The sequence below is a fragment of the Methylobacterium gregans genome (assembly GCF_022179245.1).
In the GTDB taxonomy this organism is placed as follows: Bacteria; Pseudomonadota; Alphaproteobacteria; order Rhizobiales; family Beijerinckiaceae; genus Methylobacterium; species Methylobacterium gregans.
The window spans coordinates 1-19,913 of the sequence record NZ_BPQM01000063.1; the positions used below are offsets into that span (position 1 = coordinate 1).

The window sequence follows — 19,913 nt, forward strand, 5'->3', positions numbered from 1 at the left end:
CCAACGGGATTCGGGCTCGAATCCCGTTGGGATACCCGGGCCAACCCGCCGCATCCCGCAGGTCGCCGATCCGCGCCTCGATTCGGGCGGGGTCGGCGTCCCAGGCGAACATGAACTGGGTGCCGCCGATGAAGGTGTAGAAACGCCAAGCCCCGTCCGCGCAGGCGCTCCAGCGCCTCGGGGGCCATTGCCAGGAACACGGCGTTGGCCTCGACAGTATGGGCGGCGTCGGCGCAGATCACGCTGTGGTAGGATTGACACAGGGCGGCCCGCGGCGTGTTGCGCGGGCACGTGAAGTACGTCCACACGCCCGTCCCCAACATCGTCTACGCGCTCGACCTCGACCGGGACGGTCGGATTCTCTGGCGCTACACACCCCGCCAGGACGCGAACGTGAACTCGGTGATGTGCTCGCGATACGGTCAATCGCGGGCTCGCCTACGCGGACGGGCGGCTGTTCCTGCCTCAGGCGGACACCACCGTGGTCGCGCACGACCCGGTGACGGGACGCGAGATCTGGTCGGTGAAGAACGGCGATCCGGGGCGCGGCGAGACCAACACCGCTACGGTGTGGCCGGTGAAGGACAAGCTGATCGTGGGCATCCGCGGGCGGCGAGTACGGCGCGCGCTGCCACCTCACCGCCTACGAACAGGCGACGGGGCGCCGGCTCTGGCACGCCTACTCGATGGGCCCTGACGACGACATCCTTGTCGATCCCGCCAGGACCACCGAGCTCGGCCAACCGGTCGGCCGCGATTCGTCGCTGACGTCCCGGGAGGGAGACCAGTGGCCGATCGGCGGCGGTTGCGCCTGGGTCTGGTACTCATACGACCCGGCGCTGAACCACGTCTTCTACGGCACGCTGGAAGGCTACCTGAAGGCGGTCGATGCCCGCAACGGGCGCGAACTCTACCGCTTGAAGACGCCGTCCGGGATCGTCGGCAACGTCACCGCCTACATGCATGGCGGCCGGCAATACGTCGCGGTGCTCTTAGGAATCGGCGGCTGGGCCGGGATCGGCCTCGCGGCGGGGCTCACCGACCCCGCCGACGGGTCGGGCGCGGTCGGCGTCTATGCCGCCCTGTCGCAGTCGACCGCGCCCGGCGGGCAGCTCACGGTGTTCACGCTGCCGGAGTGAGGAGGGAGCGGCCTAACTCGCTGCCTTCAGCCGTGTGAAGCCCGCGTCCAGGTCGGCCTTCAGGTCGGCCGTGTCCTCCAGGCCGATGTGGAAGCGAAGGCCCCAGCCACCCGGCGCCCAGGAGGTCGCCGTGCGGTAGGGCGCGCAGTCGAACGGGATGACGAGGCTCTCGAAGCCGCCCCAGGAGAAGCCCATCCCGAACAGCTCCAGCCCGTCGAGCATCGCGGCGAGCGCCGCCTCGGGGCAGGGCTTCAGGATCACGCCGAACAGACCGGACGCGCCCGAGAAGTCGCGCTTCCAGATCGCGTGGCCGGGATCGTCCGGCAGCGCCGGGTGAAGCACCCGCAGCACCTCGGGACGGCCCTGGAGCCACCGCGCCATCTCGAGCCCGGCGCGGCCGTGCTCCCGCAGCCGGAGGTTCATGGTGCGCATGCCGCGGAGCGCCAGGAAGATGTCCTCCGCCCCGGCGCACATGGCGAAGTGGTCGAACGTGCGCCGCACCGCCGGGAAGTGCTTGGCGTTGGCGGAGGTCAGGCCGATCAGGAGGTCCGAGCCGCCGCTGAGATACTTGGTGCCGGCCTCGACCGCGATGTCGACGCCGCGCTCGTGCGGCGGGAAGAGCAGCGGCGTCGCCCAGGTGTTGTCCATGATGACGGTGCCGCCGCGGCCATGGACCACCTCGGCGATCGCCGGCACGTCCTGCATCTCGAAGCTCTGCGAGCCCGGCGCCTCGACCAGTACGGCGCGCGTGTTCTCCCGCATAAGCTCCGCGATACCGGCCCCCACCGTCGGGTCGTAATAGGTCGTCTCGACACCGAAGCGGGCGAGCACGCCGTCGCAGAACTGCCGGGTCGGCCGGTAGGCCGAATCGGTCACCAGCAGGTGGTCGCCCGCCGAGACCGCGGCCATCAGCGCAACGGTCAGCGCCGCGAGGCCGGAGGGTGTCACCACCGTGCCGGCGGCGCCCGCGAGCTCCGTCCAGGCCTCGGTAAGCGCGTCCATCGTCGGTGTCGCCGAGGTGCCGTAATTGTAGCGCCCGCGCCGATGCTTGATCGCGTCATAGGTCGGGTAGAGCACCGTCGAGCCGCGATAGATCGGCGTGTTGACGAAGCCGTGCTGCTGGGATGGGTCGCGGCCCGCATGAACGAGGCGGGTGGCCGGGCCGTGGTTCGGGTTCTTCCTCAACGGGTACGCTCGGGTTCGTGTCGATCTCGGGCCGCACGAAGCCCGGGCGCCGGGCCAAGGTCAAGCCGGGGGCGAGCCGGGCCGGCCGTTCGCGGGCCGGCCCGGCGGCCTCAGCCGTTCGCCTCGCTGTCGGTGGCTTCCTCGTAGGCCTGCATCCAGGCAGCGTGCTCCTCCGTGCCCTCCGTGTACGGGCACTCGCTGCGCGGCTTGCCGTAGAGGCGGGCGTTGCGGCCCTGAATGAAGGCGCTGTCGCTCGCGGTGGCCTTGACGTCCATGGAAAGACTCCTCCGTCCGATTACAGGTTCCGCTTCGTTAACGGCCTCGGGGTAGGTCTGGTGCCTCGTCCGGTGTGATCGGATTTGTCGCGTGCGTACCCTGCGTCTCCTCACCGGCGGCTGCGTCGTCGGTCTCAGCACCCTGATCGTCGGCTTCGTCAGCGCCGACCGTCTCAACCACTTGGCGCCGCCGCCCGTGACGCGCGCCACGGTTCCCGAACCCTCGGCCACCGGCTCCATCGCCGTGCCGAGGCCGGCGGCGCCGGTCGCCCCCCAGAAGGTGGCGGCCCCGAAGGTGCCGAGCGGTTTCGACACCGAGCGCCTGAATGCCCTGATGCGCGGCGACCCGATCCTACCCGCCGGCCGGCGCTAGTGGCGTCCGCGTGCGCCCGCACACCTGACGGCGCCGCGCTACGAGGTCTATGAGGCGCTCGCCCGCCGGTTGTGACGGGCGGGGGGCAGGTGCCTTGGGCTTCCTCTACGCGCTCGCGGCCTATCTGAGCTGGGGCCTCGTCGTTCCGGTGCATTTCCGGCTGCTCGATGGCTTCACGCCGGCCTACATCCTGGCCGAGCGCATCATCTGGTCGGGCCTGTTCGTCGGCGCCCTGGTGCTCGTCTGGCGCGCCCGGTTGCGCAACCCGTTCCCCCTTCGCCCGCGCCACGCTCTGCTCGTCGCCTCGGCCCTGCTGATCGCGGTGAACTGGCTGCTCTACCTCCAGACCGTGAAGGCGGGCCATCTCCTCGACGCAAGCCTCGGCTACTACATCAATCCCTTGGTCAGCGTCGGACTCGGCCGGCTGGTCCTGGGGGAGCGGCTGCGGCCGCTCCAACTCGTGGCGGTCGCCCTCGCGGCGAGCGGCGTCGGCGTCGCGGTCGTGTGGGCCGGCGACCTGCCGCTGGTCTCGCTCTCGCTCGCGGTCACCTTCGCGCTCTACGGCCTGATCCGGAAGGTGGTGGGCGTCGATCCGACGCTCGGGTTGCTCGCCGAGACGCTGATCCTCGCACCCTTCTGCGCGGTCTGGCTCTGGCAGGCGCCCGAGCCGTTCCTGCCGCCGGAGACGTGCGGCCTGGTCCTGCTCCTCCTCACGGGCGTGACCACGGCCCTTCCGCTGATCTGGTTCGCGGCCGCGGCCGAGCGCCTGCGCCTCGCGACGCTCGGCCTGATGCAGTACATCGCGCCGACCTGCCTGCTGGTCCTCAGCGTCCTGGTCTTCGGCGAGCATGTCGAGCCGCAGCGGATCGTGATGCTGGCGCTGATCTGGCTGGCGCTCGCCCTCTACGCGCTCGACGCGTTCCGCACGGGCCGCGCCGCCCGCGCGCCCTGAGCCGCGATTCCGATGCGTCCCCGCCGGCCGACGCCCTATATGGAGGACGTTGCTTCAGCGTGCGGATCCCCGAATGAGTGAGCGCCAGGGTGGCGGCCAAGGTGGCGGCCGAGCCGACGAGTCGATCGGCGGCACGGCAGGATCGGGCACTGGCCAGAGCGGCATCGGCGAGGCGGATTACCGCAATCTCGCCGAGACCCTGCCGCAGCTCGCCTGGATGGCCGAGGCCGACGGCGCGATCATCTGGTACAACCGGCGCTGGTACGACTACACCGGCACGACGGCGGCCGAGATGCAGGGCTGGGGCTGGCGCAGCGTCCACCACCCCGATCACATCGCGCGCGTCACCGACCGCTACCGGGCCGCGATCGAAGCCGGCGAGTCCTGGGAGGACACCTTCCCGCTGCGGGGCGCGGACGGCGAATACCGCTGGTTCCTGTCCCAGGCGATGCCGCTGCGCGGGCCCGATGGGCAGGTGCAGCGCTGGTACGGCACCAACACCGACATCTCGCGCCGCCGCGCCACGGAGCAGCGCCTGCGCCACTCCGAGGAGCGCTTCCGGGCGCTGGTCGACGCCTCCGCTGCAGTCGTCTGGAACACCAACGCCAGCGGGGAGCTGATGCCGCCGCAACCGCGCTGGAGCGCCTATACGGGCCAGAGCGAGTCGGCCTACCAGGGCTGGGGCTGGGTCGACGCCGTCCACCCGGACGACCGGGCGCACGCCGCCGACACCTGGGCGCGCTCGGTCGAGCAGCGCAAACCCTACGAGGTCGAGTATCGCCTGCGCCGCCACGACGGCCAATGGCGCCACATGGAGGTGCGCGGCGTCCCCGTGTTCGACGAGGAGGGCACGATCCGCGAGTGGGTCGGCACCAATGTCGACATCACCGACCGCAAGGAGGCCGAGGCCGAGATCGAGCGCGCCCGCCAATCGGCCGAGGCCGCCAACCGGGCCAAGAGCCAGTTCATCGCCAACATGAGCCACGAGCTGCGCACGCCGCTCTCGGCAGTGATCGGCTACTCGGAGATGCTGGCGGAGGAGCTGGAGGATGTCGGCCAGTCCGAGTTGCTGCCGGACCTGCGCAAGATCGAGGCGAACGCCCGTCACCTCCTGAGCCTGATCAACGACGTGCTCGACATCTCGAAGATCGAGGCCGGCCGCATGACCGCCTCGGCCGAGACCTTCGCGGTGGAAGGCCTGATCTCGGACGTCGCCGACGCCATCGGGGCGCTCGTCGAGAAGAAGCGCAACCGCTTCGCGCTCGATCTGGAGCCGGATCTCGGCACGATGCATCAGGACCAGACCAAGATCCGTCAGTGCCTCGTGAACCTCATCGGCAACGCCGCGAAGTTCACGGAGGAGGGCGCGATCACGCTGACCGTCCGTCGGCACCGGGAGGCGGAGGCCGACTGGCTCTCCTTCGCGGTCTCCGACACCGGCATCGGCATGAGCGCCGAGCAGGTCGGGCGGCTGTTCGAGCGCTTCTCCCAGGCCGACGAATCGACCACGCGCCAGTTCGGCGGCACGGGGCTCGGGCTCTCGATCACCCGGGCCTTCTGCCGGACGATGGGCGGCGACGTGGCGGTTGAGAGCGAGCCGGGGACGGGATCCACCTTCACGGTCCGGTTGCCCGCGACGCTCGCGCCCGAGGATGCCGCCGCGCTGGAAGAGCCGTCGGAGGCCGAGCCCGCGGGCGCGCCCGAGGAGCACGACGTCGTCCTGCTGGTCGACGACGACCCGGCCGCCCGGGAGCTGCTCGGCCGCTTCCTGGAGCGCGAGGGCTTCCACGTCCGCACCGCCAACGACGGCCGGGCCGGGCTGACGCTCGCCCGTGCCCTGAAGCCGCGCGCGATCCTGCTCGACGTCGAGATGCCGCGCATGGACGGCTGGGCGGTGCTCCACGCCGTGCGCAGCGATCCGGATCTCGCCGCCATCCCGGTGATCATGACCTCGGTGGTGGCCGAGCAGGGCCTGGGCCAAGCACTCGGCGCGACGGACTACTTCGTCAAGCCGATCGACTGGGAGCGGATGAAGGGTCTGATGGAGCGCTACCGCCCGGAGGGGCACGAGGCCCGCGTGCTGGTGGTGGACGATGATACGGACGCCCGCGACCGCCTGCGCCGCACGCTCCAGCGCGACGGCTGGGCGGTGGACGAGGCGGAGAACGGCCGCGCCGCGCTCGGCCGAATCGACGCGGAGCGCCCGAACCTGATCCTGCTCGACCTGATGATGCCGGAGATGGACGGTTTCGCCTTCCTGCGGGCGCTGCGCTCCCGGCCGGACGGCGACATCCCGGTGGTGGTGCTCACCGCCAAGGAGATTACCGACACCGAGAAGGCCAGCCTGGAGGCGCAGGCCGACCGGGTGATCGTGAAGGGCTCGCTCAGCCTCGGCGAGATCGGCCGTCAGCTGCGCGCGCTCTATGCCCGGGAGAACGCCCCGGTGCCTCAGGGCATGCAGGGTCTGATCGACCGGCTGGCGGAACGGGATTAGTCGGCTGATGACATCGGTCACGGAGCCCGAGGGCAGATGAGGCGCCATGCCCCCTCTCCCTATGGGAGAGGGGGCATGGCGCGGCCGCCGAACCCATCAGCCCCGCCCCAGCGCGGCCTCGATGAGCTTGCGCGCGTCCGCACCCGACCACTCGGCCGGGCCCTTCATCACGCCGATCGTGCAGCCGGCGCCGTCGACCAGCAGCGTGGTTGGCAGGCCCGTGGAGCCGGTGTCGCGCTGCACCGCCGGCAGCACCCGCCCGCCGGGATCGGCGTAGTAGGCGAGCTGCGCGATACCATTCTCCCGCATCCACACCGGCGGCTTATCCGTGTTGCGAGTGTCGAGGTTGATCGCCACCACGGCGAAATCCGGCCCGCCGAGCGCGGCCTGGAGCCGGTCGAGCGCCGGCATCTCGGCCTTGCAGGGGGCGCACCACGTCGCCCACAGATTCACGAGGAGCAGCTTGCCGCGCAGGTCCGCGAGGCGCATCTCGGCTCCGTCCGGTCCCCGAAACGTGAGGTCCGGCGCGGGGCGGGAACTGTCGGGGGCCTGCATCGCCGCGACCTCGCCGCGGGAAGCCGCCGCCACGCGGGCGAGGCTCGGCGTGGACGACGCGCAGGGGCCGGCCCCGTTGCCGGTGATGGAGCCGGTCCCGTATAGGGCAAGCCCAGCGACGAGGGCCGTGACGAGGCCGGCGCCGATGACGAGGCGCACGATAGGTCTGGGCATCAGCCTTGCCTGTCCTGAAGTGAGCGCGGAAGGGACGTTGAGAGCATGAGCAACCGGATGTGGGGCGGCCGCTTCGCGAGCGGCCCGGCCGAGATCATGGAGGAGATCAACGCCTCGATCGGGTTCGACAAGCGCCTCGCGCCCCAGGACATCCGCGGCTCGCTGGCGCATGTGGCGATGCTCGGCGAGGCCGGCATCCTGCCCGCCGACGATGTGGCGGCGATTCAGGCCGGGCTCAAGTCCGTGCAGGCCGAGATCGAGGCCGGCAGCTTCGTGTTCCGCCGGGAGCTCGAGGACATCCACATGTCCGTGGAGAGCCGGCTGACCGAGATCGTCGGCCCCGCCGCGGGGCGGCTGCACACCGCGCGCTCGCGCAACGACCAGGTCGCCACCGACATGAAGCTCTGGGTGCGCGACACGCTCGATTCGCTGGATGCCCAGGCCGCCGAGTTGCAGCGGGCGCTGGCTGACAAGGCGCTCCAGCACGCCGGCACCGTGATGCCGGGCTTCACCCACCTGCAATCGGCCCAGCCCGTCACGTTCGGGCATCACTGCCTCGCCTATGTCGAGATGCTGGCCCGCGACCGCGGCCGCTTCCGGGACGCGCGCACCCGCCTGAACGAGTGCCCGCTCGGCGCCGCGGCGCTTGCCGGCACCTCGTTCCCGATCGACCGGCACGCCACCGCCGCGGCGCTCGGCTTCGACCGCCCGACCGCGAACTCGCTCGACTCGGTGGCCGACCGCGACTTCGCGCTCGAAGCGCTCGGCGCCGCCTCGATCTGCGCGGTGCATCTCTCGCGCTTCGCCGAGGAGCTCGTGATCTGGACCTCGGCGCAGTTCGGCTTCGTGCGGCTCTCGGACGGCTTCACCACCGGCTCGTCGATCATGCCGCAGAAGCGCAACCCGGACGCCGCCGAGCTGGTGCGCGCGAAGGCCGGCCGCATCGTCGGCGCGCTCACCGGGCTGCTCATCGTGATGAAGGGCCTGCCGCTCGCCTACTCGAAGGACATGCAGGAGGACAAGGAAGGCACCTTCGACGCGCTCCAGGCCCTCTCGCTGTGCCTCGCCGCGATGACCGGCATGGTGCGCGACCTCGAACCCGTGGCCGATGTTCTGAGCAAGGCCGCGGGCTCCGGCTACAGCACCGCGACCGACCTCGCCGATTGGCTGGTGCGCGAGCTGGGGCTGCCCTTCCGGCAGGCTCACCACGTCACCGGCCGCCTCGTCGGCGCGGCCTCCGCCAAGGGCGTCGGGCTGGAGGAGCTGTCGCTCACCGAGATGCAGGAGGCCGAGCCCCGCATCACCGACGCCGTCTACGCGGTGCTCGGGGTGGAGAACTCGGTCGCGAGCCGCACCAGCTACGGCGGCACCGCGCCCGAGAACGTCCGCCGCCAGGCCGAGGCCTGGATCGCGCGTCTCGGCGATGAGGCGGTCAAACCCGCGTAAGTTGCACGCCTGCGTTGTGCGCCGCAACTTTCGCGGCGCGACCGCGTTCACCGTTCAGCTAAGTCCGTTCTGTTAGAAGCTCGGCCGTGTGGATCGGAGATCGCAATGACCGTCGAGAGCTGGATCAAGCCGGATGAGGCGCCCGAGATGGCGGCGTTCGCGACCGCGATGATCGACGCGGCCCTCGTCGGTTCCGGACTCGCGCGCGACGCCTACTGGGCCGCCGTGCGCAAGGGCTACAACACCCCCTATAACGACCCGCAGCCGCGAACCGCGACCGTGAACGTGGTCGAACCGGCGGTGACCATCGCGGTCTCCGAGCCCGCGCTGCCGGTCGCCGCAATGGCGGCCGCCAACGCCGCCGAAATCCACGCGGTCTGAGGCGGGGAGGGCGGGACCTTCGCCCGGCCCCCTTGCCGTCCTGAAGCGCAAGCGTCACTAAACCCTGCGCCCGGCGGGAGCCGCGGTGCCGGACGATGCTGTTCAGGATGTGCCGATGCGCCGTGCCCTCTGCCTGCTCCCGGTCGGAGCTCTCGCTCTTCTCGCGCCGCTGCCGGCGCCGCTAAGCGATGTGGCAGGCATTCGGACGGTGCACGCGCAGGAGGCCGAAGAGGCCGCACCGCGTCGGGGCCGGCGCGGGCGCGAGAAGAAGCCCGCGACGCCGCCCGGCATGCAGCAGGCGGTGCCGGTCGCGGTGATCGGCGACTGGAACGTCTTCACCAACGGGCAGGGCAAGGCCCGCGTGTGCTACGCCATCGCCCAGCCGCAGGCTCGCTCGCCGAACACACTCAAGCGCGACACCGCTTACCTGTTCGTGACAGTTCGCAAGGCCGAGAACATCCAGAACGAGGTCGCGGTGATGCTGGGCTTCCCGGCCAAGCCCGCGGCCGCGCAGGGAAAGCCCGGTGCGGCGGCCGCGCCGAGCGACCCGTCCCTGAACATCGGCACCGCCCGCTACGGTCTGGTGACCAAGGACAACAATGCCTGGCTGCAGAACCCGGCCGAAGAGACCCGCGTCGTCGCCGAGATGAGCGGCCGCATCCCGAAGCTCACGGTCCGCACCACTTCGATGCGCGGAAACCCGACCAGCGACGAGTACGCGCTGGCGGGCTTCGCCGACGCGATGAAGCGCGCGCGGGAGGAGTGCAAGTAGGGAGTAGCGGGTTCCACATCCGCCTGGGGGTATTCATCCAACGCGTCCCGCCACCCCCCGCGCTCTCCCTTCCCCCTCTGCGGGGGAGGGAGAATGCGGGGCCGGGCGCGATGACCCGGAAACGCGGAAAGCGCCTCCCTCAACCCTCGATGCGCGAGAAGTCCGCCACTTCCCGCGTCGCGGCGCGCAGCGCGTTGAGGAGCGCGAGGCGGTTGGCGCGTAGGCCCGCATCCTCGGCATTCACCGTGACCTTGTCGAAGAAGGCATCAACCGGCGCGCGCAGCCGCGAGAGCGCCCGCATCGCGCCCTCGAAATCTTCCGCCCCGACCGCCGAGGAGGCCTCGGCCCGGGCGATGCCCAGCGCCTCGTGAAGCGCCCGCTCCTCCGGCTGGCCCGCGGAGGCGATCAGCCCGGCATCCGGCTCGGCCTCGTAGGCGCGGCCGTCCTTCTTCTCCTCGATGCGCAGGATGTTGGCCGCGCGCTTGTAGCCGGCGAGCAGGTTCCGCCCGTCCTCGGTGTCGAGGAACTTGCCCAGCGCCTCGACGCGGCGGACCACCATCAGCAGGTCGTCCTGGCCGGGCAGGGCGAAGACGGCGTCGATCAGGTCGTGGCCCGCGCCCTGATCGCGGAGGTAGACCTTGAGGCGGTCGGCGAAGAAGGAGAGCAGGTCGTCAACGCGCGGATCAGCCATAAGGTCGAGATCGGGCGGCACATCCTTGAAGTGCGCTTCAAGCTCCTCGATCGTTCCCGGCAAGTCGATCTGCAACACTCTCGGTGGGCCCGGTTGCAAATCGAAGGCGTCCGCGAGGGCCAATTCGCCGAGCGGCAGGCGGATCTCGTTCTCGAGGATGAGCCGGATCACCCCGAGCGCTGCCCGGCGCAGGCCGTAAGGATCCTTGCTCCCGGTCGGCTTCTCGTCGATCGACCAGAAACCGGCGAGCGAGATCAGTTTGTCGGCGATCGCGACTGTGATCGCCACCGGATCCGTCGGCACCCGGTCGGACGGCCCGAGAGGCTTGTAGTGATCGCCGATGGCCGCGCAGACACGCGGATCCTCGCCCTGGAGTGCCGCATATTTCGAGCCCATCAAGCCCTGCAGCTCGGGAAATTCTCCCACCATCTCAGTGACCAGATCGGCTTTGGCGAGGCGTGCCGCGCGGCACACGAGCGTGAAGTCCGCTTCCACGGCTTCGGCGAGATCTCCGGCGAGCGCCTCGATCCGCCGGACCCGCTGGCCCTGCGTCCCGAGCTTCTCGTGGAAGACGATCGAATCCAGCTTCGGCAGCCGGTCCTCGAGCTTCACCGCCTTGTCGGTCTCCCAGAAGAACTTCGCGTCCGAGAGGCGCGCCCGCACCACGCGCTCGTTGCCGGCGGTGATAGCCTGACCGCCGTCGCTGGCCTCCAGGTTCGAGACCAGGATGAAGGCCGGCGCCAGATCCTCGCTGCCGGCTCTCCGCAGCACGAAGCACTTCTGGTTCGCCCGGATCGTGGCGCGGATCGCCTCCGCGGGGATGTCGAGGAAGCTCTCCTCGAAGCGGCCCATCAGCGTCACGGGCCACTCGACGAGGCCGGCGACCTCCTCCAGCAGGCCCTCGTCCTCCACGAGGTCGAGCCCCTGCGCGAAGGCGAGGTCGCGGGCGTCGTGCAGGATGATGTCCTTGCGCCGGTCTGCGTCGAGAACGACCTTGGCGCGCTCCAGCGCCTGCACGTAGTCGTCGAAGCGGCGCACCTCGATCGCCGCGGGCGCCAGGAAGCGGTGGCCGTAGGTGACGGTGCCGGCCGCGATCCCGTCTACCGCGAACGGCACCACCTCGGTCGATTCGGTCTCGGGCCCGAAGGTCGCGACGATCGATTGCAGCGGGCGCACCCAGCGCAAGCTACCGGGCTGCGCGGAGGCCGCGCCCCAGCGCATCGATTTCGGCCAGGGGAAGGTCCGGATGATCTGCGGCAGGATCTCGGCGAGCACGTCGAGCGTCTCGCGGCCCTCCCGCTCGATCACCGCGAGGTAGAACTCGCCCTTCTTCGGGTCGGTGACGGTCCTGGCCTGATCGATCGTATCGAGGCCGGCGCTTTTCAAAAAACCCTGCACGGCGGCGTCCGGCGCGCCGACGCGCGGGCCCCGGCGCTCCTCGCGCACCGCCTCGCCGCGGGGCGGCAGGCCGGCGACGTGCAGCGCCAGCCTGCGGGGCGTCGCGAAGGCCTTGGCGCCCTCGTACAGGAAGCCGCGCTCCACCAGCGCGTCGGTGACGAGCTTCTTGAGATCCTCGGCGGCCCGCCGCTGCATGCGGGCGGGAATCTCTTCCGAGCGGAGTTCGAGGAGCAGGTCGGGCATGGGATCGGTCCGGCGGCGCGGGATTTCGTATCGGGGGGCGGTCAGGCGGCGGCGTGGCCGCCGGCCTCGGTCCGGAGCCAGGCCGCGCCGCAGGCCTTGGCGAGCTCGCGCACCCGCAGGATGTAACTCTGCCGCTCGGTCACCGAGATGACGCCGCGGGCGTCGAGCAGGTTGAAGACGTGGCTGGCCTTGATGCACTGGTCGTAGGCCGGCTGCACGATGCGGTGGCGCGCGCCCTCCTGCTCCGGCTCACCGGCCGCCAGGTAGGCCCGGCAGGCCTTCTCGGCGTCGGTGAACTGGCGGAACAGCATCGCCGAATCCGTCGCCTCGAAATTGTGGCGCGAGTATTCCTGCTCGGCCTGGAGGAAGACGTCGCCGTACGTGACCTTGTCGGCGCCCTCGCCCCCGTTGAAGTTCAGGTCGTAGACGTTCTCGACGCCCTGAACGTACATCGCGAGCCGCTCGAGGCCGTAGGTCAGCTCACCCGCGACCGGCGCGCACTCGAAGCCCGCCACCTGCTGAAAGTAGGTGAACTGGCTCACCTCCATGCCGTCGCACCAGCACTCCCAGCCGAGGCCCCAGGCGCCGAGCGTCGGGCTCTCCCAGTCGTCCTCGACGAAGCGGATGTCGTGGAGCTTCAGGTCCACGCCGATCGCGGCGAGCGATTCGAGGTAGAGCTCCTGCAGGTTCGGCGGGTTCGGCTTAAGGATGACCTGGAACTGGTAATAGTGCTGCAGCCGGTTCGGGTTCTCACCGTAGCGCCCGTCCTTCGGGCGGCGCGAGGGCTGCACGTAGGCGGCCTTCCAGGGCTTCGGCCCGAGCGCCCGCAGCGTCGTCGCCGGGTGGAAGGTGCCCGCACCCACCTCCATGTCGTAGGGCTGCAGGATGACGCAGCCCTTGGCCGCCCAGAAGCGCTGGAGCGTCAGGATCAGGCCCTGGAACGAGCGGGTGGGCGCGAGATCGGCGTCTGACATCATGCTGCATCGCGGCGGGGAGGGGCGGGCAGCGTTTAGGCCCGTGCGGCAGGGTGTCAAGCGAGCCCGGCCCGGCGCGCAGCGCCGGGCCGGGCGTGCGGGCCCACACCGAAGCGTGGCTGAAATGTGGCGCATGGTGCGATGTGCGTGGAACTGCCAAGCCCACGGCCACGTTTACTTGGCATGATGGGACGGGCGCCCCGGAAAGCCGCCTGACACCTTGGAAACACAGTCATGCGCAAGGACCTCACCCTCGTCGCCGCTCTCTTCGCCGCCTCCCTGGTCGCGACCCCGCTGGTGATGTCCGGCACCAAGGCCCTCGCCACCTCTGGGGAAGCCACCGCCGTGGCGCTGCCGGTGGCCACAATGCCGGTCGAGGTCGCGGCCGTGGCGCCGGCCCCCGAGACGTGCAACCGCAAGGTCCGGGTGGTCTACAGCGGCTACGGCACGCCGAACGCGGCCTGCATCACGCGCTGACCGCCCTTGGGGGCTTCGTCCCGAGATCTCGAAGGGTGTCGGACCTTTCGTGATCTCGCGACTTACAGGCCGAATCGGGCCCAGGCGGCCCGTTCCTCGATCGCGCCGAGCGCCTCGTCAGCGAGGCCTGTGCCGCCCGGCGCGGCCCGGCGCAGCAGCCGGGCGATGAAGGATCCGCGGGCCTCCGCGATCAGGCGGATCTGCACGTCGCCGCCGAAGCGGGCGCGCAGGGTCGAGCGGATGTCGCCCAGGCCGTCCACCAGGCCGAGGCCCAGCGCGCTGCGTCCCGTCCAGACCGCGCCGGTGAACAGGTTCTCGTCGGACTTCAGGCTCGGCCGCCGCGACCGGACGAGCTCGGTGAACACCGCCTGCACGTCGGCCTGGAGCGCTTTCAGCCGGGCCACGTCCGCCGGATCCTCGGGCCGGAACGGGTCGAGCATCGCCTTGGCCTCGCCCTGCGTGTGCACCCGCCGCTCGACGCCGATACGCGCGATGAGCTTGTCGAAGCCGAAGCCCGCCGAGACCACGCCGATGGAGCCGACCACGGAGGCCGGGTCGGCCACGATCTCGTCGGCCGCGCAGGCGATCATGTAGCCGCCGGACGCCGCCGCATCCTCCACGAAGGCGAGAACCGGCACCCGCTTCTCCTCGGCGAGCGCCCGGATGCGCCGGTGGATGAGATGGGACTGCGCCGGTGAGCCGCCCGGTGAGTTCACGACGATCGCGACAGCCGCCACCCCCTTGAGGCCGAAGGCCTGTTCGAGGCTCCCCGCCACGGCCGCGATCGAGAGGCCCCGCCGGATCGGCGAGACCGCGCCGATCACACCGCTCAGGCGCACCACCGCGACCCGCTTGGGCCGCGTCCGGAACCGGGCGGGAAGGACGGGGTGCAGGAACGCCGGGATCTTGAAGGGCATCGATCGGGGCTGGGGCTCGGATGAGGTCGGCTTCGAGCAGGTGGGCCGTACCGCCGCCAGGGCAAGGCTTCGGCTGCCGGCCGGGGCGAAACGCCGCCCGCTTCGTCAGACGCTCGCGTAGGCCAGAACAAGAGTCGCCGTGACGACGACCCGCCCGGTCTCGTCGCGAATGTCGGCGCGGAACCGACTCTCGTCGCATCCTGGCGCCGCATCCAGAAGGAGGTCCCGCAAGAGATGACGAGCCTCGAGCCGCGCGCTGGTGAGATCCGGCAGGACCCGGCCCTCGTCGTCGTGGATGACCGTGCCGTCAAAGGTGTCGAAGAAATATCGTGGCATACTGAATAAGTGCCTTTGTCGGCGGGTGGCGATCGCGCGATCATGGCACATGACAGATGAGAAGCGCAGTTACGAAAACCGTGCGCGTCGTAAAGCCGAAGATCGGTATCACGCAACATCGATCGCGCAGGGTTCAAGCCGGATCGGCCGGCCATGGTTCTCCTCGATGAAGCGCCGACGACTCCGGTGTCGATGTACCGTCCGCCTCCTGCAGGACCAGCGGCGGCAACAGGCCGAAGGGCGCGCGACTTCCCTTACGGGCCCGGATCAGAACTCGGATCGCGGGCCGGCCGGGCCGGGCGTGGACCGGGCGAGCGGTCACGCTGCCGAAGCGGCGGTCGAGAGCTCTGAGACAGGCCGGCAGTGCGTCGGCCCGATGGATCAAGCCGAGCTGCCCGCCCGGCCGCAGGAGCCAGGCGCAGGTGCGGATCCAGGCGTCGAGGTCGCCGGCCCCGAAGCTGTGGGCCGCCGCCCGCAGGGCATTGGGCGAGGGCCGGTGCGCAGGGCTCTTCCCATCCTCGAAGAAGGGCGGGTTGGTGACGACGATATCCTGGCTCTCCGGCTCCAGGCCGGCCGCGCGCCGCGCCGCCGCCGACGCCAGCAGGTCGGTCTCGACGATCGCGGCCTCGACCCGGTTGAGCGCGGCGTTCCGGCGCGCCAGGACGGCCATCTCGGGCTCGCGCTCGACCAGCGTCACCCGGGCACCGGCAAGCCCGTAGGCAAGGCCGACTGCGCCGCTGCCGGCGCCGAGATCGCAGACGTGGGCGCCCGCGACGGGGTCGATCAGGCGCGCGAGCAGAACCGCGTCCGTGCCGGCGCGGTGGGCGCCGCGCGCTGGCTGGTAAAGGCGCAGGCGCCCGCCGAACAGGTTGTCCGGTTCCGCGCTCACCGGGCGGCCGCTCTGGAGGCCCGGCGCATTGGTCGCGGCGGCACCGCGACGGCGCGAGGCCATATCCCCGACTCTCGGATGGCGTGCATCGGCGCATGTTGCGGCGCCGAGAGCCCCGTGCGAAGGGGGGCGACGCCGCCTGTCGCGGCCGGACGGTCTGGAGGCATCGGACCTTGGGTGTCGTGGTTCCCGTGGAGAAAGGCCGTCCCGAGGCGGAGGCGAGCCTGAACGATCTCGTCGCGCTCGTCGCCGACGGCATGGCGCGCGTCAACACCACGATCCTGTCGCGCACGGGATCCGAGGTCGCGATGATCCCCGAGGTGGCGAGTCACCTCATCTCGTCCGGCGGCAAGCGCCTGCGGCCGATTCTCACCCTCGCCTGCGCGGATCTCTGCGGCTACGCGGGCGGCGAGGGCGCCGTGAAGCTCGCGGCCAGCGTCGAGTTCATGCACACCGCCACCCTGCTCCACGACGATGTCGTGGACGAGAGCGACATGCGTCGCGGGCGCGTGGCCGCCCGCATCAAGTGGGGCAACGAGGCGAGCGTGCTGGTCGGCGACTTCCTGCTCGGCCAAGCCTTCCGCATGATGGTCGAGGTCGGCTCGCTCAGGGCCCTCGACATCCTGTCGGCCGCCGCCACGGTGATCGCCGAGGGCGAGGTGATGCAGCTCACCGCCGCCAAGAACACCGAGACCACCGAGGACGAGTATCTCGCCGTCATCCGCGGCAAGACCGCGGAGCTCTTCGCCGCCGCCTGCGAGGTCGGGCCGGTGCTGGCCGAGCGCCCGCAGGCCGAGCAGGATGCCTGCCGCGCCTACGGCATGAATCTCGGCATCGCCTTCCAGCTCATCGACGACGCCCTCGATTACGGCGGGACCTCCGACGCGCTCGGCAAGAACGTCGGCGACGATTTCCGCGAGGGCAAGATCACCCTGCCGATCGTGCTGGCCTTCCGGCACGGCAGCGAGGAGGAGCGCGCCTTCTGGCGCCGGACCCTGCAGGACGGCGAGATCGGCGAGGGCGACCTCGATCAGGCCCGCGCCATCCTGCACCGGCGCGGCGTGCTCGCCGAGACGGTCGAGCGCGCCCGCCAGTACGGTGCGCTGGCCCGGGAGGCCCTGGCGCCGTTCGCCCCCGGCCGGACGAAGGACGCGCTGCTCGAAGCGGTCGATTTCTGCATCGCGCGGGCGCACTGAGCGGACGCGCTCGATCCGCGTCCGGCTTTTCCGCCGCCCTTTTTCCGGATCGCCGTCCACTGCGTTCCAGGCGTCCGGGAAAGGGCGGGGCTGCGTTCCCCGGCGTGGAGCGGCGGACGGCGGAGCCGACGCTCGAAGGCTTGGCCCGCGCGGTGCCCCCCTAGCGCAGGTAGGACGCGCTCACCCACCAGCCCGGGCGCGCCGCCCGCAGCGTGCGCGCGGCGCGTCCGGCCGCGCGGCGGTCCGCGAAGATCGCGAAGACCGTCGCGCCCGAACCCGACATCCGGGCGAGCCGGCAGCCGCCCTGCGCGCGGAGCGCCGCGAGCGCGTCGCCGATGGCCGGCGCCACCGTGAGGGCGGGCGCCTCCAGATCGTTGCGGGCCGGGCCGATGCGCGCGAGCAGGTCGGGACCCGCAAGGCCCTGGGCGATCTCCGGATGCGCGGCACCCGGCAGGTCGTCGCCGATCTTGAGACCCAGCGCCCGGAACACCGGCGCGGTGGGCACCGGCACGCCGGGATTGATCAGCACCGCGGGGAGGGGCGCGAGGCCCAGCGCGGGTCCGACATGTTCGCCCGCGCCCCGCATCATCCGCGCCCGCGGCTCCAGGCAGACCGGCACGTCGGCCCCGGTCGCGCGGGCGGCCGCGACGACGCCCGGGTGATCCAGGGGGAGATCGTTGAGCCGGGCGAGGAGCCGCAGGCCGGCGGCGGCGTCGGACGAGCCGCCGCCGATGCCCGCGGCCACCGGCAGGCGCTTGACGAGCCGGAAGGAGCCGACCCGCAGGGCGGGCACATGGTCCCGCAGGTGGCGGGCGGCGCGCAGTACGAGGTTGTCGTCCTCGGGCCCGGCTGGGCCGGCAGTCGGTCCGCTCACCGCGAGGCCGAGCTTCGGACCGGGCGCGAGGCTTAAGAGATCCGCCGCGCCCGCGAAGGCCACGAGGCTCTCCAGCACGTGGTAGCCGTCCCCGGCTCGGCGGCCGAGCACGTGCAGGGTCAGGTTGATCTTGGCCGGAGCGCGGGTGGTGAGGGCGGACACGGGCGCTCCGAGGAAGGTAGGGACCGGCAGCCCTTACGGGCCCGACCCGGTCCGGGCAAGCGCGCCGGTCTCACGTTTCCGGAGCAGGGGGAGCGCCTAGCCGCCCGTCTTCTTGTCGGCCGCGCCGGGCGGCTCGCTCGGCTGGGGCGCACCCTTCGGCAGTTCTGGGTTCTCCGGGTTGTGCGGGGCCGCGACCGGGGCCGGCGGATTCTCGGCGGTGGCGGTCGGCTTCTCGATATCCGGCAGGCCGTTCTTCAGCTTCTCGTTGATCTGGGCAAGATCGTCCGGCTCGGGGTTCAGATCCTTGGCGTGCTGCCACTGGAATTTGCCCTCGAGGCGGCGTCCGGCCCGCCAGTAGGCGTCGCCCAGATGGTCGTTGATCGTCGGGTCGCCCGGCTTCAGCTCGACCGCCTTCTCAAGCTCGCGCACGGCGTCGTCCCAGCGCCCGAGGCGGTAGTAGGCCCAGCCGAGGCTGTCGACGATCATGCCGTCGCGCGGGCTGGCGTCCGCCGCCTGCTTGAGGAGCGTGAAGGCCTGGTCGATGTTGATCTTCTGATCCACCCAGGAATAGCCCAGATAGTTCAGCACCTGGGCGCGGGCCGCGGGCTGGCTCGCCGGCACCAGCTCCAGCGCCTTCTTCAGGTCGGCCTCGGCCTTGGGCCACTGCTTCGCGCGCTCGTAGGCGGTGCCGCGGAAGTAGAAGGTGGTCCAGTAGTTCTGCACCGGCCGGTCGCCGATCAGGTTGATCGCCTTGGTGTAGGTCTCGGCGGCCTCGGCGTACTTCTTGCGCGAGCGCTGCACGTTGCCGAGCGCCGTCACCACGTCGATGTCGTCCGGGTGCGCCTTCATCACGGCGTCGAGATGGGCCAACGCCTCGTCGCCCTTACCCATCTGCTCGAGGTTCAGGCCGACCTGGATGTCGGCGTTGAGCTTGAGCGGGGAGGAGGCCGGGATCTGGCTGTAGGCCTCGTTCGCCTTCTCGGGCTGCTTCATCCGGTCCAGGATGTCGGCGAGCGTCAGGCGCGCGAGCCCGTGCTCGGGCGCGAGATAGAGCGCGAGGCGGAGATAGATCACCGCCGGCAGCTCGTCCCCTTGCGTCGAGCCGGCCGAGCCGAGGCCGTACAGCACCTCGCCAGCGCCCTCCTGCGCCGTCGTGATCAGGCGCCCCAGCGGCTTGCCGGCCTTCAGCTTGTCGAGGGCGTCGCGCACGATCGGATGGCGCGGCATCAGGCTCTCGAACTCGGTATAGGCCTGAATCGCCACGTCGGTGCGGCCAGCGGCGGCCTGCTGGCGGGCATACGCGTCGACCACCCGCAGGGTGTTCTTGTCGGCCTCGTAGGCGGCCTTCAGGCGGCGCTCGGCCTCTGCCTGGTCGCCGACGACGGAGGCGATCAGGCCCGCGTGGTAGTCGCGGAAGGTGTTGTAGTAGCGCTCGCCGCGCAGGCGCCCGACCGTCTCCAGCGCCTTCTTGCCGTCACCAGCACCCGCGTAGGCCCAGGCGGTCAGGAGGGTCGCGGTGAGGTCGGCGGCCGCGCCGCGGCCGCTCCGGGCGAAGTTCTGGCGCGCTGCCGACCACTGGCTCGCCTTGATCTGGCGCACGCCGAGCGCGAGGTTGGCGAGCCCGTTGGCGCCGTCCCGGCTCGTCAGGCGCTCGGCCGCCCGGAAGGCGTCCGGCAGGGCGCCGTCGGCCAGCATCGAGATGAAGGCGCGCTCCAGAAGCTCGGCGTTGCGCGGATCGGCCTTCACCGCCTCGCGGTAGAAGGTGGCCGCCGCCGCGGTGTCGCGGGCCGCGCCCGCGATGTAGGCGGCGAGGAAATTGCCCTCGAGGGATTCGGCGGGTTCGTACTCGGTGACGGGCGCGGATTCGCGCGGCTGCGCGGCCTGGACGGCGGGCGCGAACCCGGCGGCGAGGGCGAGAGCGAGCACCGGGACGGTGCGGCGGACGCGTCGGTCGAGCATGAACAAGGGTCGCGGCTCCTGGGGCGCCGCGACCGGGAACCCGGAGGCGGC

18 protein-coding genes and 1 pseudogene are annotated in these 19,913 nt (G+C 71.1%); 9 read left to right on the plus strand and 10 right to left on the minus strand.

Annotation, left to right across the window (positions count from 1 at the left end; all coding sequences use genetic code 11):
- Positions 1-273: 273 nt before the first annotated feature.
- Positions 274-1,139 (plus strand): annotated as a pseudogene (locus MFF54_RS13360) (outer membrane protein assembly factor BamB family protein); the annotation flags it as partial.
- Between the two features lie 12 nt (positions 1,140-1,151).
- Here the strand turns inward: MFF54_RS13360 and metC are convergent.
- Together metC and MFF54_RS13370 are read right to left on the minus strand one after the other, a co-directional pair.
- Positions 1,152-2,324 (minus strand): cystathionine beta-lyase, encoded by a 1,173-nt coding sequence (gene metC, locus MFF54_RS13365; protein ID WP_238303415.1) that lies wholly within the window; start codon positions 2,322-2,324, stop codon positions 1,152-1,154.
- Positions 2,325-2,434: 110 nt separating this feature from the next.
- A complete protein-coding gene (locus tag MFF54_RS13370; RefSeq protein WP_238303416.1) occupies positions 2,435-2,599 on the minus strand; it encodes a ribosome modulation factor in 165 nt (54 codons plus the stop codon).
- A gap of 91 nt (positions 2,600-2,690) precedes the next feature.
- Between MFF54_RS13370 and MFF54_RS13375 the strand changes: the two genes are divergently transcribed.
- From MFF54_RS13375 to MFF54_RS13385, 3 genes are all read left to right on the plus strand, one after another.
- Positions 2,691-2,972 carry a hypothetical protein gene (locus MFF54_RS13375; RefSeq protein ID WP_238303417.1) on the plus strand — a complete coding sequence of 94 codons (282 nt, stop codon included), beginning with the start codon at positions 2,691-2,693 and terminating at the stop codon, positions 2,970-2,972.
- Between the two features lie 94 nt (positions 2,973-3,066).
- Positions 3,067-3,924, plus strand: a complete 858-nt coding sequence (gene rarD, locus MFF54_RS13380) for an EamA family transporter RarD (protein WP_238303418.1) — start codon at positions 3,067-3,069, stop codon at positions 3,922-3,924.
- 73 nt (positions 3,925-3,997) lie between these two features.
- Positions 3,998-6,418, plus strand: a complete 2,421-nt coding sequence (locus MFF54_RS13385) for a response regulator (protein ID WP_238303419.1) — start codon at positions 3,998-4,000, stop codon at positions 6,416-6,418.
- 96 nt (positions 6,419-6,514) lie between these two features.
- Here MFF54_RS13385 and tlpA read toward each other — a convergent pair whose 3' ends face one another.
- Positions 6,515-7,147: a thiol:disulfide interchange protein TlpA gene (gene tlpA, locus MFF54_RS13390; RefSeq protein ID WP_238303420.1), complete on the minus strand. Its 633-nt coding sequence runs from the start codon at positions 7,145-7,147 to the stop codon at positions 6,515-6,517.
- A 45-nt stretch (positions 7,148-7,192) separates the two neighbouring features.
- Between tlpA and argH the strand changes: the two genes are divergently transcribed.
- The 3 genes from argH to MFF54_RS13405 all read left to right on the plus strand — a co-directional run bounded on the left by argH (position 7,193) and on the right by MFF54_RS13405 (position 9,746).
- Positions 7,193-8,593, plus strand: a complete 1,401-nt coding sequence (gene argH / locus MFF54_RS13395) for an argininosuccinate lyase (protein WP_238303421.1) — start codon at positions 7,193-7,195, stop codon at positions 8,591-8,593.
- A gap of 105 nt (positions 8,594-8,698) precedes the next feature.
- Complete coding sequence (locus MFF54_RS13400; protein WP_238303422.1) at positions 8,699-8,974, plus strand: hypothetical protein; 276 nt, start codon at positions 8,699-8,701, stop codon at positions 8,972-8,974.
- 115 nt (positions 8,975-9,089) lie between these two features.
- Complete coding sequence (locus MFF54_RS13405; RefSeq protein WP_238303423.1) at positions 9,090-9,746, plus strand: invasion associated locus b family protein; 657 nt, start codon at positions 9,090-9,092, stop codon at positions 9,744-9,746.
- Between the two features lie 139 nt (positions 9,747-9,885).
- On the opposite strand, the gene glyS is transcribed toward MFF54_RS13405, so the two are convergent.
- Together glyS and MFF54_RS13415 are read right to left on the minus strand one after the other, a co-directional pair.
- A complete protein-coding gene (gene glyS, locus MFF54_RS13410) occupies positions 9,886-12,078 on the minus strand; it encodes a glycine--tRNA ligase subunit beta (protein ID WP_238303424.1) in 2,193 nt (730 codons plus the stop codon).
- Between the two features lie 41 nt (positions 12,079-12,119).
- Positions 12,120-13,055, minus strand: coding sequence for a glycine--tRNA ligase subunit alpha (locus tag MFF54_RS13415; RefSeq protein ID WP_238303425.1), 936 nt, complete (start codon positions 13,053-13,055; stop codon positions 12,120-12,122).
- A gap of 231 nt (positions 13,056-13,286) precedes the next feature.
- Here MFF54_RS13415 and MFF54_RS13420 point away from each other — a divergent pair, with 231 nt between their 5' ends.
- Positions 13,287-13,529: a hypothetical protein gene (locus MFF54_RS13420; protein ID WP_238303426.1), complete on the plus strand. Its 243-nt coding sequence runs from the start codon at positions 13,287-13,289 to the stop codon at positions 13,527-13,529.
- Between the two features lie 62 nt (positions 13,530-13,591).
- Here MFF54_RS13420 and MFF54_RS13425 read toward each other — a convergent pair whose 3' ends face one another.
- The 3 genes from MFF54_RS13425 to MFF54_RS13435 form a co-directional block, all read right to left on the minus strand.
- Positions 13,592-14,446 (minus strand): S49 family peptidase, encoded by an 855-nt coding sequence (locus MFF54_RS13425; protein ID WP_238303427.1) that lies wholly within the window; start codon positions 14,444-14,446, stop codon positions 13,592-13,594.
- Positions 14,447-14,551: 105 nt separating this feature from the next.
- Positions 14,552-14,782 (minus strand): DUF6894 family protein, encoded by a 231-nt coding sequence (locus tag MFF54_RS13430; RefSeq protein ID WP_238303428.1) that lies wholly within the window; start codon positions 14,780-14,782, stop codon positions 14,552-14,554.
- A gap of 133 nt (positions 14,783-14,915) precedes the next feature.
- Positions 14,916-15,671 carry a tRNA1(Val) (adenine(37)-N6)-methyltransferase gene (locus MFF54_RS13435; RefSeq protein WP_238303490.1) on the minus strand — a complete coding sequence of 252 codons (756 nt, stop codon included), beginning with the start codon at positions 15,669-15,671 and terminating at the stop codon, positions 14,916-14,918.
- A 173-nt stretch (positions 15,672-15,844) separates the two neighbouring features.
- On the opposite strand from MFF54_RS13435, the gene MFF54_RS13440 reads away from it, so the two are divergent.
- Positions 15,845-16,867 (plus strand): polyprenyl synthetase family protein, encoded by a 1,023-nt coding sequence (locus tag MFF54_RS13440; protein ID WP_238303429.1) that lies wholly within the window; start codon positions 15,845-15,847, stop codon positions 16,865-16,867.
- 160 nt (positions 16,868-17,027) lie between these two features.
- On the opposite strand, the gene MFF54_RS13445 is transcribed toward MFF54_RS13440, so the two are convergent.
- Positions 17,028-17,903: a 4-(cytidine 5'-diphospho)-2-C-methyl-D-erythritol kinase gene (locus tag MFF54_RS13445; RefSeq protein ID WP_238303430.1), complete on the minus strand. Its 876-nt coding sequence runs from the start codon at positions 17,901-17,903 to the stop codon at positions 17,028-17,030.
- Positions 17,904-17,999: 96 nt separating this feature from the next.
- A complete protein-coding gene (locus tag MFF54_RS13450; protein WP_238303431.1) occupies positions 18,000-19,862 on the minus strand; it encodes a tetratricopeptide repeat protein in 1,863 nt (620 codons plus the stop codon).
- Positions 19,863-19,913: the final 51 nt, after the last annotated feature.